Raw genomic sequence first — 16,687 nt, forward strand, 5'->3', positions numbered from 1 at the left:
CCGGCGTGGCCTGAAGCCTGGCTGCGCCGGTGGCCTTGTCCCCGATACCGGGATTACCCCTATCCCACCCCGCCCCCCATGACAGGACGACGACAGACGCCGGCCCCTAAGATGCGGGCGAACAGGCTTGACGCCTGTCGATACTAATTCCAACGGAGACAAGACCCATGCTTGCCAAGTCCAGACTGGCGGCCGCCTGCGCCGCCGCATTCGCCATCGCCGCCGGCAGCGCCTACGCCCAATCCGTACCCGCGGGCTACCCGGCCGATTACCAGAAGATTCTCGACGGCGCCAAGAAGGAAGGCAAGGTCGTGATCTATTCGACCACCGACACCAAGGCCGCCGGCCCCATCATCAAGGGCTTCGAAGCGCTGTACCCGGGCGTCAAGGTCGAATACAACGACATGAACAGCACCGAGCTGTACAACCGCTACATCAGCGAACAGGCAGCCGGTGGCAGCAGCGGCGACATCGTCTGGAGCTCGTCGATGGACTCGGCCCTGAAGCTGGCCACCGACTACGCGCTGCAGTACAAGTCGCCCGAGATCGCCAAGCTGCCGGCCTGGGCCGTATGGAAGGACTCGGCCTACGGCACGACCTACGAGCCGGCCGTGTTCATCTACAACAAGCGCCTGATTCCGGCCAACGAAGTGCCGACCACGCACGGCGCCCTGGCCAAGCTGATCGCCAGCCAGCCGGACAAATTCAAGAACAAGGTCACCACCTACGACATCGAGAAGTCGGCCGTGGGCTTCATGCTGGCCGTGCAGGACAAGGCCAACGACCCCAAGTACTTCGACACGCTCAAGGACATCGCCAAGGGCGGCCTGATCGTGCAGTCGTCCACCGGCACCATGATGGAACGCGTGTCGTCGGGTGAAAACCTGATCGGCTACAACATCCTGGGCTCGTACGCCGAAACCCGCGCCAAGACCGATCCGTCGCTGGGCGTGGCGTACCCGACCGACTACGCGCTGGTGCTCTCGCGCGTGGCGTTCATCAGCAAGAAGGCCAAGAACCGCAATGCGGCCAAGCTGTGGATGGACTACCTGCTGTCGCAGAAGGGCCAGGAAATCATGGCCAACCAGGCTGACCTGGCCTCGGTGCGCGACGACATCGAAGGCGACAACGATGTGGACGGCATGACCAAGAAGCTGGGCGCCTCGCTCAAGCCGATTCCGGTCAACGAGACGCTGCTGGACTACCTGGAGCAGAACAAGCGCCTGCAGTTCATCAAGGACTGGCGCGCTGCCGCAGGCAAGTAAGGCTGACGGCGCCACGGGGGCAACGCATCCGCCCCCGGCCGCCAGCACGCGGGAGGGCGGCATGCCCCCCACCCGCCGGCCGGACATTCACCTGCGGGTGAATGCCGGCGGGTGATCGCCAGCGGGCGCCCCCCGCGTCTATCGAATCAACAGGATTTCCCCATGCAGTCATTGCGCAGAAAATGGCAGTCCCTGCCGCGCGGCGTGGTGGTGCTGATCACAGCCTTGGCCATCTACGTGCCGCTGTCGTTCATCATCATCCAGAGCTTCCTGTCCGCGCCCTTCTTTTCGCCGTCCAAGGTCTTCAGCCTGGACGCGTTCCGCTTCATCTTCGCGGACCCTGATTTCTACAAGGCGCTGAAAAGCGGCTTCATCCTGGCCTTCGGGCTGGCCGTCATCGCCATCCCTCTGGGCGGCATGCTGGCTTTCCTGATGATCCGCACCGACCTGCCCGGCCGGCGCTGGATCGAGCCCCTGATCCTGGTGCCGGTGTTCGTGTCGCCGATGGTGCTGGGCTTTGGCTACGTGGTGGCGGCCGGCCCGGTCGGCTTCTTCTCGATCTGGGCGCAGAACATCCTGGGCTTCGTGCCCTGGAACGTGTATTCGCTGACCAGCATCGTCATCATCGCCGGCCTCACGCACGTGCCGCACGCCTACCTGTACATCTCGTCGGCCCTGCGCAGCATGGGTTCGGACGTGGAAGAAGCGGCCCGCGTCACCGGCGCCTCGCCGCTGCGCGTGATGGTGTCGGTGAGCCTGCCGATGGTGCGCCCGGCCATGCTGTACGCCACCGTGCTGCTGTTCTTCCTGGGCCTGGAAGTGTTCGGCCTGGTGCTGGTGCTGGGCGATCCGGAAGGCAACCTGGTGTTGGCCACCTATCTGTACAAGCTGACCAACAAGCTCGGCATTCCGTCGTACCACCTGATGGCCGCCGTGGCCGTGGTGCTGATCTGCATGACGATTCCGCTGGTGATGCTGCAGCGCCGCCTGATGCGTACCGCCAACCGTTTCGTCACCGTCAAGGGCAAGGCCTCGCGCGCCCGTCCGCTGCCGCTGGGCAAGTGGCGCTGGGTGGCGGGCGGCGTGGTGGCGTTCTGGCTGCTGGTCACCATCGTGGTGCCGCTGATGGGCGTGCTGCTGCGCGCGTTCGTGTCCAACTGGGGCATGGGCGTGTCGCTGTTCGACGTGCTGTCGCTGGACGCCTTCCGCACCGTGTTCGCGCAACCGAACCTGATGCGCGCCATCGTCAACTCGGTTGCCATCGGCGTGTTCGGCGGTGCGCTGGCCGTGATGTGCTACATGTTCGTGGGCCTGGCGATGCACCGCAAGCCGGACAACGTCACCCGCTTCATGGACTACAGCGTGCTGGTGCCGCGCGCGGTGCCCGGCCTGCTGGCAGGCCTGGCGTTCCTGTGGGTGTTCCTGTTCGTGCCGATGTGGCTGGACAACGCGCTGGATCCGGACCTGGGCGGCTGGCTGTCGGGCCTGCCGTTCGCCGAATGGCTGCGCGAGAACTTCATCGAATGGCTGCGTGCCATGCGCAGCACCATCTTCAGCGTGTGGCTGGCCTACACGGTGGTCTGGATGGCCTACGGCCTGCGCCTGATCTCGTCGACGCTGCTGCAGGTGGGGCCTGAACTGGAAGAGGCCGCCCGCAGCGCCGGCGCGCGCCGCGGCCAGGTCACCCGCCACGTCACCGTGCCGCTGGCCAAGTACGGCCTGATCGGTTCGTGGTTGCTGATGTTCCTGATCTTCGAGCGCGAATACTCCACCGGCGTCTACCTGCTGTCGCCCGGCACCGAGACCATCGGGTCCATGCTGGTGTCGCTGTGGGCGTCCGGCGCCATCGACATCGTGGCCGCGCTTTCCTTCATCAATATCGTTCTGGTCGTGATCGGCCTGGGCATCGCCCTGCGATTCGGAGTCAAACTTCATGATTGAGCTTTCTGTAGAAGACCTGCACCTGGATTACGGCGACAACCCGGTGCTCAAGGGCGTGTCCATGCAACTGCGCCAAGGCGAAGTGGTGTCCCTGCTGGGCCCGTCGGGCAGCGGCAAGACCACGCTGCTGCGCGCCGTGGCGGGCCTGGAAGGCCCCAAGCGCGGCCGCATCACCATCGGCGACCGCGTGGTCTACGACGGCGGGGCCCGCAAGGAAATCCCGGCCGAAGAGCGCAACCTGGGCCTGGTGTTCCAGTCGTATGCCCTGTGGCCGCACAAGACCGTGTTCGAGAACGTCGCCTACCCGCTGAAGCTGCGCAAGGTGCCGTCCACCGAAGTGCGCGAACGCGTGCAGGCCGTGCTGGACCAGCTGGGCCTGGGCAAGCTGGGCCAGCGCCATCCGCACGCGCTGTCCGGCGGCCAGCAGCAGCGCGTGGCCATCGGCCGGGCGCTGGTGTACAGCCCGCCCGTCATCCTGCTGGACGAGCCGCTGTCCAACCTGGATGCCAAGCTGCGCGAAGAGGCCCGCGCCTTCCTGCGCGAACTGATCATCCGCCTGGGGCTGTCGGCCTTGATGGTGACGCATGACCAGAGCGAAGCCATGGCCATTTCCGACCGCATCCTGCTGCTGAACAACGGCAAGATCGAGCAGCAAGGCACGCCACAGGAAATGTACGGCTCGCCGTCCACGCTGTTCACCGCCGAGTTCATGGGCAGCAACAACCGGCTGGACGGCAAGGTCACGGAAGTGCGCGATGGCCGCGCCCGCATCGAGGGCCACGGCTGGGCACTGTGGGGCAAGGCTGGCGAGGGCGTGACCCAGGGCCAGGACGCCACTGCGGTGATCCGGGTCGAACAGGTCCGCCTGGCGGACGATCCCGACGGCAACCACCTGGACATGCCGCTTCTGACCAGCATGTACCTGGGCGACCGCTGGGAATACCTGTTCCGCACCCCGGACGCGGACCCGGCCAACACGCTGGCGCTGCGCGCCTACGGCCCCGAAGGCCGTGAGCCCGGCCCCTGCCGCCTGGCCCTGCCGGCCAGCAAGGTCTGGGTCTTCCCCCGGCCCTCGAAGTAAGCCCCGCGGGCAGCCACAGGTGACGGCGGCGGGCGGACTGGCTCTACAATGCGTGCGTGCAACGCCTTGCTGATTCCCCCTCTCCGCTGAGCCGTCTGCTGTGGTGGCTGGGCGCCCCCGCCCAGCACTACCTGCGCATCGGCATCGCGATTTCGCTGTTGGTGCACGCCGGCGCCCTGGCGTGGCGCTTCGGTGCGCCCGCGCTGTCCCGCCCCCCGGCGACCAGCCTCGAAGTGGTGCTGCTGAACGCCCGCAGCGAAACGCCGCCCGATACCCCCCGGGCCCAGGCGCAGAACCAGATGAGCGGCGGCGGCAACGCCGAACGCGGCCTGTCCACCACCCCCCTGCCCCAGACCGGCGCGTCGGCCGAGACCATCGTGCTGGAAGCCATGCGCCGCCGCCAGGTGCAGCTGGAAGCCGAACAGGCCCGCCTGATGACCCAGCTGCGCGCGGCCGACAAGGCCGGCGCCGAGCGCCAGGCGGTCAACCCCTGGCCCGACGGCAACGACCGCGGCCAGGACGCCCAGGACCAGGCCAGCGTCATCCAGAACGCCCAGGTCGCAGCCCTGGCCGCCAAGGTCCAGCAATACAGCGCCGAGCCGCGCAAGCAGTTCGTGGCGCCCTCGGCCGAGGCCTCGCGCTTTGCCGCCTATCTGGATGCCTGGCGCACCCGCATCGAATCCGTCGGCACCCAGCATTACCCGGACGAAGCCCGCGGCCGCATCTATGGGTCGCTGCGCATCACCGTGTCGGTGCGCGCCGACGGCAGCATCGCGGCGGTCGACATCGACCAGCCCTCGCCCCACGCCGTGCTGAACCAGGCCGCCCGCCGCATCGTGCAGCTGGCCGCGCCGTTCCCGCCGTTCCCGCCCGACATCGCCCGCGACACCGACGTGCTGGTCATCACCCGCACCTGGCATTTCGTCAACGACACCCTGGAAACCGAAGCCCCATGACCGAGGCGCCTCCTCTTGCCCGCTACGCCGTCATCGGCAACCCCATTGCGCACAGCCGTTCGCCCCAGATCCACGCCCTGTTCTCGCAGCAGACCGGCAAGCCGCTGACCTACGAGCGCCTGCTGGCGCCGGTGGACGGTTTCGGCGCCGCGGTGGCCGCCTTTGCCGCCGAGGGCGGGCTGGGCCTGAATGTCACGGTGCCGTTCAAGCAGGACGCCTACGCGCTGGCCTCGGGCCACCTGTCCAGCCGCGCCCGGCTGGCCGGGGCGGTCAACACCCTGTCGTGGCGCGACGGCGCCTGGCACGGCTGCAACACCGACGGCGTCGGCCTGGTGTCCGACCTGCTGCGCCTGGGCGTGCGCCTGACCGGCGCGTCCGTCCTGCTGGTGGGCGCGGGCGGCGCCGCCCGCGGGGTACTGCAACCGCTGGCCCAGGCCGGCTGCGCCCGCATCCACATCGTCAACCGCACCGCCGCCCGGGCGCTGGAGCTGGCCGAAGGCTGGCGCGAAACCGGCGCCGAACCCCAGACCCGCGTCACCGCCGGGGGCCTGGCCGACGCCGCCCAGCCGGGCGGCTGGAACCTGGTGGTCAACGCCACGGCCAGCGGCCTGCAGGACGCCGCCCCCGACCTGCCCGCCGGCCTGTACGCCGAGGGCGCGGCTGGCTACGACATGATGTACGGCGCCCAGCCCACCGCCTTCATGCGGCAGGCCCGCCGGGATGGCGCCGCCCTGACCGCCGACGGCCTGGGCATGCTGGTGGGCCAGGCGGCTGAAAGTTTCTTCATCTGGCACGGCGTACGGCCCGATCCGGCCCCCGTGCTGGCGGCGCTGCGCGAGGCGCTGATGGCCGGAAGCTGACCCGATGGCCGCCCGCGGCAAGAGCGGCAAGCGCCGTTCCTGGTTCCGGATCATCACCGGCGTGCTGATGGCGCTGGTGTGCGCGGTGCTGCTGTACCAGTTCTGGCTGTTCGGGCTGGTGGTCTGGTACAAGTACCAGAACCCGGGCAGTAGCGCCGTGATGCGCGAGGAACTGGCCCGCCTGCAGGACGGCAATGTCGATTTCCGCCTGAAATACGAATGGGTGCCCTACGACAAGATCAACCGCAGCCTGAAGCTGGCGGTGGTGGCATCCGAAGACTCCAATTTCACCGAACATGACGGCGTCGAATGGGACGCCATCCGCAAGGCCTGGGAATACAACCAGAAACAGGAAGAAGCCGGCCGCAGCAAGATGCGCGGCGGCTCGACCATCACCCAGCAGCTGGCCAAGAACCTGTTCCTGTCCAGTTCCCGCAGCTACGTGCGCAAGGGCCAGGAACTGGTGCTGACCTACATGATCGAACACGTCATGACCAAGGAACGCATCCTGGAGCTGTACCTGAACGTGGCGGAATGGGGCGTGGGCGTCTTCGGCGCCCAGGCGGCGGCCAAGCATTATTTCAATGTGCCGGCGGCCAACCTGGGGGCCAGCCAGTCGGCCCGGCTGGCGGCCATGCTGCCCAACCCGCGCTTCTATGACAGCCACCGCAATTCCAACTACCTGAACTCCCGCGTCTACACCCTGACCCGCCGGATGCAGATGGTGGACATCCCCTGACACCAGAAACCGACTGATTTCCAAGGCTTGCGCCCACCTTGAACGGCGGGATTTGTTAAGCTTTCACGTTTACGCGCTCACTCGTCCCTTTTCATGCGTACCGCACGTCGCTACCTGGCCCGCGAGATCTATCGCTCTTGTGCAGTGGTCCTTATGGCCCTGCTGGGCCTTTTCACGTTTTTCGCGCTGGTGGACGACCTGGACAACGTGGGCGACAAGTTCTCCATGCTGGCCCTGCTGTACATGCAGGCGTTGGCCATTCCCACCCGCCTGTACGACCTGCTGCCGATCGGCCTTCTGATCGGCGCGATCCTGGCGCTGGCGGGCCTGGCCCAGCGTAACGAACTGGTCATCTTGCGGGTTTCGGGCGTCAGCGGCATGCGGCTGCTGCGCATGCTCTGGATCGTGACCATTCCGCTGATGATCGGCGCGGCCCTGCTGTCCGAATACGTCACGCCCTGGGCCGAAATCAAGTCTGGCGAAGCCAACCTGCAATTTCGCGGCCGGGCCGGCGGCGACCGCCTGAACAGCGGCTACTGGTTCAAGGAACCCACGGCCAACGGCGGCACCCGCATCATCAATATCGCTGAACTCAAGGGCGACGGCCAGGTCACGGGCGTGACGCTGTACGAGTTCAAGAAAGACCTGACGCTGTCGGTGCTGTCTACGGCGCCCACGGGCCTGTTCGCCCACGGCGACCTGGTGCTGAAAGACGTGGCCGAAACCCGCCTGGACGACGAGGCCGCCGAGGCGCTGGCCAACGCCCGCCCGCCGAAGAATCCCCCCGCCACGGTAGTGAAGGTGCCCGAACGCACGGTGGACACCACGCTCAGCGCCGAACGCCTGCTGGCCCGGGTGCTGACCCCCGAGCGCATGTCGATCGTGACGCTGCTCGACTATGTGGATTATTTGCGCAACAACCAGCTGCAATATGGTCGACAGGTTGTCGCGTTGTGGCGCAAACTGGCATATCCGTTCACGCTGCTGGTGATGATCACCATCGCGGCCCCCATCGGGCTGATGCAGACGCGCCGCGGCGGCGTGGGCGCCAAGGTCTTTATCGGCATCCTGCTGGGCGTGGGCTTTTTCATGCTGAACCAGCTGGCGCTGAACGTAGGCATGCTGGGCAAGTGGCCGCCCTGGCTGACGGCCCTGGGCCCGAATATCGGGGCCATGGCCTTGGCGCTGGGCGCCATGAGCTACATGGAATACCGCCACACCATTACCCGTATCGTCCAACAACGTTGGCCCTGGAGTAAGAGTCCCGCATGAACAGCAGTATCTGGATGATCGGCGACGTGCAAGGTTGCTGCTCGCCGCTGGATCGCTTGCTGTCCCATCCCGAACTGGTCGGCGACCCGAAGTCGCGTTTCTGGTTCGCCGGGGATCTGGTCAACCGCGGCCCGCAGTCGCTGGCAACGCTGCGCCGCATCATCGACCTGGACGACCGCGCCACGGTGGTGCTGGGCAACCATGACCTGCACCTCTTGGCAGCGGCCGCGGGCGTACGCAAGCCGTCAAAATCAGACACGCTCGACGAGATTCTTCGCGCGCCGGATTCGGCCGCGCTGATCGACTGGCTGCGCTCGCGCCCGCTGGCCCATTTCGAGCACGATCACCTGATGGTGCACGCAGGCACGTTGGCAAAATGGGACGTGGCCAAGACGCTGTCGCTGGCGGCCGAGGTACAGGACGCGCTGCGCGGCCCGAACTGGCAGAAGGCACTGCAAAAGATGTACGGCAACGAGCCGTCGACGTGGAAGGAAGACCACAAGGGCAGCAAGCGGATGCGGGTGATCATCAACGCACTGACGCGCATCCGCCTGTGCACGCCGAACGGCCACATGGAGTTCGCCACGAAGGTAACGCCGGGCGCATGGCCGGCCGGACTAGTCCCGTGGTTCGATGTCCCTAACAGGGCGACGCGCAATATCACGACGGTATTCGGACATTGGTCTACGCTGGGGCTGATGCAGCGGCCGGATGTGATCTGCCTGGATACGGGTTGCGTATGGGGTGGGGCGTTGACGGCGTTGCGGTTGCAGGATCGGAAGCTGGTGCAGATCAAGTGTTCGCAGTTTCAGGATCCGATGTCGGAGTGAAGTTTCTTCTGATTTTTGAGGGTGGCTGACTGGGTGTTGCTTGCCGTTTGCTTGCTTGCGGCGGTTGGGCTTCGTAGGTCGCTCGGCGCGGGGGGCACTTGTGGAGTGGGCGCCCACGATTGCGGTCCGGAGCCTTCGCTCCGGCCTTCCCCTTCGTCATCTTCGTCCGCCTTCGGCTCCCTTCAGATTCCCTCGGGCGCATCGAGGTTGCCCACTCCACAAGTGCCCCCCGCGCCAAGCTACGTCCTTTGAGATTTGTCGCGCTGCTAGACCTGTGGTCTGGGCATGAGATCTACAGGGTCGCCAAGCCGCGGCCGCGCGGGCGGCCACGTTTGGCATTCGTGTTGCTGACAGTGTTGCGGGTGCGCTTCGCGCTGTTGTAGATGGGTTTTCTATTGGGTCGCACATCGTGGGGGTGGGGCGGTGATGGGCGGCGCGGCAGAGTCCTGCTTGCGCATGTTGACCATCTCGCGCGCCGCCCATCGGGCGCTGCACATTCCTGTCGAACGCCACGGCATCCGCGCCGCTAGAAAAAACTGCATCTTCACCTACACGCGAGAGCGGCATCGGCGCACGCAAGACGCCGCGTAAGCTTCGTAAGGCCGCCCGCGCGGCCGGCACGAAGCGGGCAACGCCCTACCCCGCCCACCCCCACTGACCGTGAGAAAAACGCCAAGCACACCGCCCGCCCCAGCGCCCGTGACTAATCTTCATCATGAGCGCTTGGCGGTGTCGGTGTGGGGTGGGCGGGGCGTTAGATGCGCCCGAGGGAATCGGAAGGGAGCCGAAGGCGGACGACGATGACGAAGGGGGGGGCCGCCTAGGCAAGTCCGGAGCGAAGGCTCCGGACCGCAATCGTAGCCCCGCCCACCCCACACCGACACCGCCAAGCGCGGCTCAAGAACTCCACCCGCCAACCAAACCACGACCCCCTCTACCTCCGTATCTCCGCCAAGAACTTCTTCGCCCTCTCACTCCCAGGCCGACAAAAGAAATCCTCCGGCCCCCCCACCTCCACAATCCTCCCGGCATCCATAAACCAAACAGTGTCAGCTACCTCCCTCGCGAAACCCATTTCGTGGGTGACGCAGACCATGGTCATGCCGTCCTTGGCCAGCGTCTTCATCACTTGCAGGACCTCGCCTACCATTTCGGGGTCCAGCGCGCTGGTCGGTTCGTCGAACAGCATGACGGGCGGGTTCATTGCCAGGGCGCGGGCGATGGCCACGCGTTGTTGTTGGCCGCCGGAGAGTTGGGCGGGGTAGGCGTCGGCCTTGTGGGACAGGCCGACCCTGTCCAGCAGTTGCAGGGCGCGGTCGCGGGCTTCGGGGCGGCGGGCGCGCTTGAGTTGCAGGGGGGCCAGGGTCAGGTTTTCCAGGACGGACAGGTGGGGGAACAGGTTGAACTGCTGGAACACGAAACCGATGTGGCTGCGCAGCGTGTCCAGGTGGATCTTGCTGCCGTAGATGTCCTGGCCGTCTACCTCGATCTTGCCTTGCTGGATCGGTTCCAGGCGGTTCACGGTGCGGATCAGGGTCGATTTGCCTGAGCCTGACGGGCCGCAGACCACGACGACTTCGCCCTGCTTCACCTGGGCCGAGACGTCGGCCAGAGCCTGGTAGTCGCCGTACCACTTCTGGACGTCGGTGAATCGGATCATGTGGGCACCACCTTGGTTGCGGGCGCGAGTCCGGCGCGGCGTCTGCCGATGCGTCGCTCGGTCAGGTGCACCAGCGAACTCAGGCCAAAGTTCAGGATGAAATAGGTCAGCGCCAGCAGCGCGAAGACCTCGAAGGGACGCGTCAGCAGCACGCTGTTGATCTGGTTGGCGGCGTAGGTCAGTTCCTGCACGCTGATCACGTAGGCCAGCGACGTTTCCTTGACCGTGGAAACGAACTGGCTGAGCATGCTGGGCAGCATGTTGTAGAGCGCTTGTGGCAGGATCACGCGGCGCATGGTCTGCAGGTAAGACAAGCCCAGCGCGCGGCTGGCCTCTTGCTGGCCGGGGGGCAGCGCCTGGATGCCGGCGCGGATGATTTCGGCCAGATAGGCGCTTTCGTAGCAGACCAGGGCCACCACCATCGTGGTGGTGCCGGCCACCGGGCGGCCGATGATGAGCGGCACGAAGAAGTAGGCCCAGAAGATGAACATCAAGAGCGGCAGGCCGCGCACCAGGTACACCATGGCCGAGGCGGGCCAGCGCAGCAGCCTGTAGGGACTGATGCGGCCCAGTGCCAGCAGGATGCCGCACGGCAGGGCCAGCGCCAGGCTGATGGCCGCCAGGCCCAGCGTGGCGGCCAGGCCGCCGATGGGGCCGTGCGGGTATTGGCCGATGAGCAGCAGCAGCCAGTTGTCTTTCAGGATGTCCCACATTCAATGGCCTCCCAGCGGCCGGTAGCGCCGCTGCAGCAGCGCGCCGCCGCCCATGATCAGGCACGACAGCGCCAGGTAGATCGCCGTCACCACGGCGTAGGCCTCGAAGGTGCGGAACGTGTAGTTCTCTATTTCGCGGCCCGCGGCCGTCAGTTCCGCCACGCCGATGGCCATGGCCAGGCTGGTGTTCTTGACCAGCAGCAGGGTCTGGTTGAGCAGCGGCGGGATGGCGATGCGAAAAGCCTGCGGCAGGACGACGCAGCGCATGGTGCGCAGGAAGCCCAGGCCCAGCGCCCGCGCGGCCTCGACCTGGCCGGGCGGGATGGCGCGGATGGCGCTGCGCAGGTCTTCGCAGACGTAGGCGGACATCACCAGGCCGATGGCGATGCACGACAGGATGAATTCGCTGCCGTGGCTGTTGAGCCAGTCGGTGGCGGCCTGCGGCAGCAGGGCCGGCACGCCGAAATACCAGAACAGGATGTGCACCAGCATGGGCACGTTGCGGTGAAAGGCCACGTACAGGGCGATCACCGCGTTGGCCACGGGCGAGCCGGTCAGGCGGATGACCGCCAGCAGGCTGCCCACCAGGAAGGCCAGCAGCCAGGCGAAGCCGGCCAGCGCCAGGGTGGTGATGACCCCCCGGAGCAGCCAGGCCGGATATTCGCCCTGGAAGATGGCAGAGAAGTCGAAGACGTAATGCATCGGCGACAGGCTCCGGCGCGCGGGGCGTCAGCCCTTGATCGCTTCGATGCGGAAGTCGCGCTTCATGTTGAACGGCGTGCCGGCGCCGAACCACTTGTCGAAGATCTGCGCGGCCTTGCCCGAGGCTTCCAGCCCGTCCAGCACTTTATTGACCTGGCCCAGCATGGCGCTGTCGCCACGGCGCACGCCCATGCCCCAGGGTTCGACGAACAGCGCAGGCTCCAGGATCTTGGCGGGCACGGCGCTGGCGGCGGCCTGCTGCTTGAGCTTGACCAGCATCAGTTCCGATCCGACGAAGCCGGCGACCTTGCCCTGTTGCAGGGCCAGGAAGGCGCCGCTGGGGTCTTTGAAGGTGACGGGTTCGACATTGGGGATGAACTTGCGGGCGCCCTGCTCCGACGACGAGCCGCGCACGGCGCTCACGCGCTTGCCGGCCAGGTCGGCGGGGGCCTTCAGGTCCTTGTCCGAGTCGCGTGCCAGCACTTTCTGCAGGCTCACGAAGTGCTGGTGGGAATAGTCGATCTGCTGGGCCCGTTCGGGGCTCCAGCCCAGGTTGGCGGCAACGACGTCGACGCGGCCGGCGATCAGCTCGGGAATGCGGGCTTCGACGGCGATGAGCTTGAGTTCGAGCGGCACGCCCAGGCTGTCGGCCACGGCCTGGCACATGTCGACTTCGTAGCCGACGATGGCGCGCGTCTTGGGGTCCTGGAAACTGAAGGGCTCGGCGGTGCCCATGGTGCCGCAGATGAATTTGCCGCGCGCCTTGATGTCTTGCAGCGTGTCGGCGTGGGCGGCCGGCGCCAAGGCGGCGACCAGGCCGAGGGCGGCCGTGAAAGTGAGGAGGCGTTGCTTCATGTCGTTCCCTTGAAATATCGGTATGAGGCGGCTTATCCGGCGAGACATCGGCGGTGCCGCTTGTGGGGTGCTGCTTATGGGGTACTGCTTGTTGGATGCTGCTTGTTGGGTGCTGCTTGATGGGTGCTGCTTGATGCGTGCTGCTTGATGCGTGCTGCCAAATGCCTGCGGGGTGCTATCTGCTGCGGGTTGCCTGTTGCTTGAACTTGCTTGGTGTTCGCTTCTTGCTGTTCGCTTCTTGCTGTTCGCTGCTTGGTGCTAGCTGCTTGGTGCTAGCTGCTTGGTCCTCGCTGCTTGATGCTCGTTGCTGGGTGCTCGCTGCCTGATGGCGTGTCGCTCACGGCACACACGGGCGTCTCAGGTATGACGCCCGTGCGCGCGGCAGGCTCACGACGGGCGCAACGTCACGTCAGCCGGCCACAAGCCTGGAAGATGCGCCGGCAGCCTTCTTCGATGTTCTCCATCGAGGTCGCGAAACTCAGCCGCAGGTACGGCGACAGGCCGTAGGCCGCGCCGTCCAGCACGGCCACGCCGGCTTCGTCGAGCAGGAACAGGACGACGTCCAGGTCGCTTTGCAGCAGGTGGCCGGCGGGGCTGCGGCGGCCCAGCAGGCCGGCGACGCTGGGATACACGTAGAACGCGCCCTGTGGTTGCGGGCAGCGGATGCCGGGCGCCTCGTTCAGGCCCGCCACGATGCGGTCGCGGCGCGCATGGAACAGGGCCGCGGCTTCGGCCACGCAGGTCTGGTCGGCGGTCAGCGCGACGCGTGCGGCGGCCTGGCTGATGGCGCTGACGCAGCTGGTGCTTTGCGAGATCAACGTGGCCATGGCCTTGATCAGAGCCTTGGGGCCGCCGGCATAGCCCAGCCGCCAGCCGGTCATGGCATAGGCCTTGGAAACGCCATTGACGGTCAGCGTGCGGCCGGCCAGCTCGGGCACGGCGGCGGCCGGCGAGACGTGGCGTTGGTCGCCATAAGCCAGGTGTTCGTAGATCTCGTCGGTCATCAGCCAGACGTGCGGATGGCGCGTCAGTACCTCGCCCAGGGCACGCAGCTCGGCGGCGCTGTACATGGCGCCGGTGGGATTGCTGGGGCTGTTCAGCAACAGCCACTTGGTGCGCGGCGTGATGGCGCGTTCCAGCGCGTGCGGCGTGAGCTTGAAGCCATCGGCCTCGGGACACGGCACCACCACGGGCACGCCGTCGTTGACCAGCACCATGTCCGGGTACGAGACCCAGTAGGGCGCGGGAATGATGACTTCGTCGCCGGCCTGCACGGTGGCGGCCAGGGCGGTGTAGAGAATCTGCTTGGCGCCCACGCCGACGATCAGTTCGTCCAGCGCATAGTCCAGGCCATTTTCACGCGCGAACTTGGCGCGCACGGCGTCGAGCAGCGGGCGGGCGCCGGTGGATGCCGTGTAGCGGATGTCGCCGCTGCGCAGCGCATCGATGCCGGCCTGCACGATGTGGGCGGGTGTGGGCAGATCGGGTTCGCCCACAGTGAAGTCGATGATGTCGCGCCCCTCGGCGCGCAACTGGTCGACCCGGCTCTTGGCCGCCATGCTGGGCGAGGGCTTGATGGCGCGGGCACGCGCCGCCAGGAAGGCGGTGTCGACGGCGCTCATGCCAGCCCCTTGGCGGCAAAGGCGGCCTGCATCCAGCTCTGGGTCCTGTCGCCGCGATCGATCTCGGCCATGATGCGTGCTTCTTTCTCGGCATGGGCACGCGCCGCGGCGATCAGGGCCGGCGCCTCATCGGCTGCAAAGCTGACCAGGCCGTCTTCGTCGCCAACGATGATGTCGCCGGGATGAATCACCTGGCCGCCGATGGACACGGGCACGTTGACCTCGCCCGGGCCGTCCTTGTACGGGCCGCGATGGATGTGGCCGCGCGCATAGCAGGGAAAGGTATCGGCCTCGAACGCGCCGACGTCGCGGATGGCGCCGTCCACCACCACGCCGGCGCAGCCGTGCGCCTGCAGGTAGCGCTTCATGATCTCGCCCAGCACGGCATTGGTAAGGTCACCGCCCGCGTCCACCACCAGCACGTGGCCCGGCTGCACCTGCATCATGGCCTTGTAGATCATGAGGTTGTCGCCCGGCCGGGTCTTGACGGTGAGCGCGGTGCCGACCAGCTTGCCGCTGCGGTTGTAGCGATGCAGGCCGGCAATGCCTTCGCGGCGCGCCAGGTTGTCGCTGAGGTGCGGGGTGACGATGCCGGCCAGCGCTTGCAGCAAGGCAGCGTCGGCAACGGGCGCGGCGGGCAAGAGGCGGGCGCCGGTAGTAAGGGTGGCCATGGCGATCTGCGTAGTCCTGAGTCAAATGGGTCAGACCGCATGGTGGGCGCTTTCCGCGCCGGGAAAAAGGGATTAAATTTCCACGAACTTCATCTCTTTCAGGAATATAAGGGTTAGCCCTTAAAGGAAATTTCGGAATGAACTTACCTGCCTATCCCCTGCCGCCATGCTGACGTTCAAACAGATCGAGGCGCTGTACTGGACGGTGCGCCTGGGCACGTTTGCAGCGTCGGCGCAGAAGCTGCACACGACACAATCGGCCATCACCAAGCGCATCCAGGAACTGGAGGCAGACTTCGACGTGGCGCTGTTCGACCGCTCGGGCCACCGCGCGGAACTGACGGCGCGCGGCCACGAGGTCTACGCGCTGGCCGAAGAAATGCTGGGCCACCGCGACCGCCTGCTGGTAAGGCTGAAGGGCCAGCACACGCTGACCGGCACGTTCCGATTCGGCATCACGGAAATCACGGCGATGACGTGGCTGCCAGCCCTGATCCGCCTGCTGCGCGCCCACTACCCCCGCATTACGCTGGAGCCGCACATCGACCTGGGCGCAGACCTGCAAAAGCGCTTGCAGGCGGGCCAACTGGACATGGCCTTCCTGCACGGCGAGTTCGCGGAACCCGGCCTGCAAGTGGTGGCGCTGCAACGCCTGGAATTCGCCTGGATGGGCAGCCCCGACCTGATCGACCCGAGCCGCGTATACACGCCCGCCGACATCGCCGCACTACCGCTCCTGCGCCAAAGCCGCGAGTCGGGCCTGAACATGATCTACGACGGCTGGCTAAAGCCCCACACCCCCGCAAACAACCTGTTCACGATCAACAGCCTGATCGCCATGGCCGGCCTGACCGCAGCCGGATTCGGGGTGAGTTGTCTGCCGCGAGATTATTTTGCGGAGATGGTGAGCGGGCGGCAGTTGGTGATTGCTCGGACGAGCATTGCGGCGCCGCAATCAGTGTATTGCGCGATGTTCAGACGTGATGCTGATGTGGCGTTTTGTGAGAGTGTTGCGGAGTTGGCGTTGAGTTGTTGTGATTTTTCTGCTTCTGGGGGGAGGCATTGAAGTGTGCGGGAGGCGTCATTCTTAAGCCGCGCTTGGCGGGGTCGGCGGGTGGAGGGCGGGGCTACGATTGCGGTCCGGAGCCTTCGCTCCGGACTTCCCCGTCCTCATCCTCGTCCAGGCCTTCGGCCTTCCCTACGGATTCCGTCGGGCGCATCTACACGCCCCGCCCTCCACCCGCCGACACCGCCAAGCGCTCACGATTAGGATCAATCTCGGGCGCTGGGACGAGTGGTGTGTTTGGCGTTTTTCTCACGGTCAGTGGGGGGGGCGGGGTGGGACGGTGCCCGCTTCGTGCCGGCCGCGCGGGCGGCCTTACGAAGCTTACGCGGCGTCTTGCGTGCACCGATGCCGCTCTCGCGTGTAGGTAGCGGTGCTGTTTTCTAGCGGCGCGGATGCCGTGGCGTTTCACGTCAGTGTGCAGCGCCTGATGGGCGGCGCGCGAGATGGTTTACAT

The 16,687-nt window shown here is 66.4% G+C and carries 15 protein-coding genes; 9 read left to right on the forward strand and 6 right to left on the reverse strand.

The genetic code is table 11. The features are described from left to right. Positions 1-167 precede the first annotated feature (167 nt). The 8 genes from HV798_RS11560 to HV798_RS11595 all read left to right on the forward strand — a co-directional run bounded on the left by HV798_RS11560 (position 168) and on the right by HV798_RS11595 (position 8,944). Entirely contained in the window at positions 168-1,265 is a 1,098-nt protein-coding gene (locus HV798_RS11560) for an ABC transporter substrate-binding protein (protein ID WP_175193411.1), read from the forward strand. Positions 1,266-1,427: 162 nt separating this feature from the next. Continuing rightward, entirely contained in the window at positions 1,428-3,206 is a 1,779-nt protein-coding gene (locus HV798_RS11565; RefSeq protein ID WP_175193412.1) for an ABC transporter permease, read from the forward strand. After that, the gene (locus HV798_RS11570; protein ID WP_175193413.1) at positions 3,199-4,287 is read left to right on the forward strand and encodes an ABC transporter ATP-binding protein; all 1,089 of its coding nucleotides are present in this window, start codon (positions 3,199-3,201) and stop codon (positions 4,285-4,287) included. The genes HV798_RS11565 and HV798_RS11570 overlap by 8 nt, the downstream gene beginning before the upstream one ends. A gap of 56 nt (positions 4,288-4,343) precedes the next feature. Next, positions 4,344-5,243 (forward strand): TonB family protein, encoded by a 900-nt coding sequence (locus tag HV798_RS11575; protein WP_175193414.1) that lies wholly within the window; start codon positions 4,344-4,346, stop codon positions 5,241-5,243. After that, positions 5,240-6,103: a shikimate dehydrogenase gene (gene aroE / locus HV798_RS11580; RefSeq protein WP_175193415.1), complete on the forward strand. Its 864-nt coding sequence runs from the start codon at positions 5,240-5,242 to the stop codon at positions 6,101-6,103. Before HV798_RS11575 ends, aroE begins: the two co-directional genes overlap by 4 nt. A 4-nt stretch (positions 6,104-6,107) precedes the next feature. Further along, complete coding sequence (gene mtgA / locus HV798_RS11585; protein ID WP_175193416.1) at positions 6,108-6,842, forward strand: monofunctional biosynthetic peptidoglycan transglycosylase; 735 nt, start codon at positions 6,108-6,110, stop codon at positions 6,840-6,842. A 93-nt stretch (positions 6,843-6,935) separates the two neighbouring features. Then, positions 6,936-8,114 (forward strand): LPS export ABC transporter permease LptG, encoded by a 1,179-nt coding sequence (gene lptG / locus HV798_RS11590; protein WP_175193417.1) that lies wholly within the window; start codon positions 6,936-6,938, stop codon positions 8,112-8,114. Then, positions 8,111-8,944: a symmetrical bis(5'-nucleosyl)-tetraphosphatase gene (locus HV798_RS11595; protein ID WP_175193418.1), complete on the forward strand. Its 834-nt coding sequence runs from the start codon at positions 8,111-8,113 to the stop codon at positions 8,942-8,944. The genes lptG and HV798_RS11595 overlap by 4 nt, the downstream gene beginning before the upstream one ends. 934 nt (positions 8,945-9,878) lie before the next feature. Here HV798_RS11595 and HV798_RS11600 read toward each other — a convergent pair. The 6 genes from HV798_RS11600 to HV798_RS11625 all read right to left on the reverse strand — a co-directional run bounded on the left by HV798_RS11600 (position 9,879) and on the right by HV798_RS11625 (position 15,167). Beyond that, positions 9,879-10,604, reverse strand: coding sequence for an amino acid ABC transporter ATP-binding protein (locus HV798_RS11600; RefSeq protein WP_175193419.1), 726 nt, complete (start codon positions 10,602-10,604; stop codon positions 9,879-9,881). Continuing rightward, positions 10,601-11,317, reverse strand: a complete 717-nt coding sequence (locus HV798_RS11605) for an amino acid ABC transporter permease (protein WP_175193420.1) — start codon at positions 11,315-11,317, stop codon at positions 10,601-10,603. Before HV798_RS11605 ends, HV798_RS11600 begins: the two co-directional genes overlap by 4 nt. Then, positions 11,318-12,019, reverse strand: coding sequence for an amino acid ABC transporter permease (locus HV798_RS11610; protein ID WP_175193421.1), 702 nt, complete (start codon positions 12,017-12,019; stop codon positions 11,318-11,320). A gap of 27 nt (positions 12,020-12,046) precedes the next feature. Further along, positions 12,047-12,874, reverse strand: a complete 828-nt coding sequence (locus HV798_RS11615; RefSeq protein WP_175193422.1) for an ABC transporter substrate-binding protein — start codon at positions 12,872-12,874, stop codon at positions 12,047-12,049. A 404-nt stretch (positions 12,875-13,278) separates the two neighbouring features. Beyond that, positions 13,279-14,496: an aminotransferase class I/II-fold pyridoxal phosphate-dependent enzyme gene (locus tag HV798_RS11620; RefSeq protein WP_175193423.1), complete on the reverse strand. Its 1,218-nt coding sequence runs from the start codon at positions 14,494-14,496 to the stop codon at positions 13,279-13,281. Then, positions 14,493-15,167 (reverse strand): RraA family protein, encoded by a 675-nt coding sequence (locus tag HV798_RS11625; protein ID WP_175193424.1) that lies wholly within the window; start codon positions 15,165-15,167, stop codon positions 14,493-14,495. The genes HV798_RS11620 and HV798_RS11625 overlap by 4 nt, the downstream gene beginning before the upstream one ends. Before the next feature lie 166 nt (positions 15,168-15,333). On the opposite strand from HV798_RS11625, the gene HV798_RS11630 reads away from it, so the two are divergent. Next, positions 15,334-16,233, forward strand: a complete 900-nt coding sequence (locus tag HV798_RS11630; protein ID WP_175193425.1) for a LysR family transcriptional regulator — start codon at positions 15,334-15,336, stop codon at positions 16,231-16,233. Positions 16,234-16,687: the final 454 nt, after the last annotated feature.

Origin of the sequence: Achromobacter deleyi (assembly GCF_902859705.1) — a bacterium.
GTDB lineage: Bacteria > Pseudomonadota > Gammaproteobacteria > Burkholderiales > Burkholderiaceae_B > Achromobacter > Achromobacter deleyi.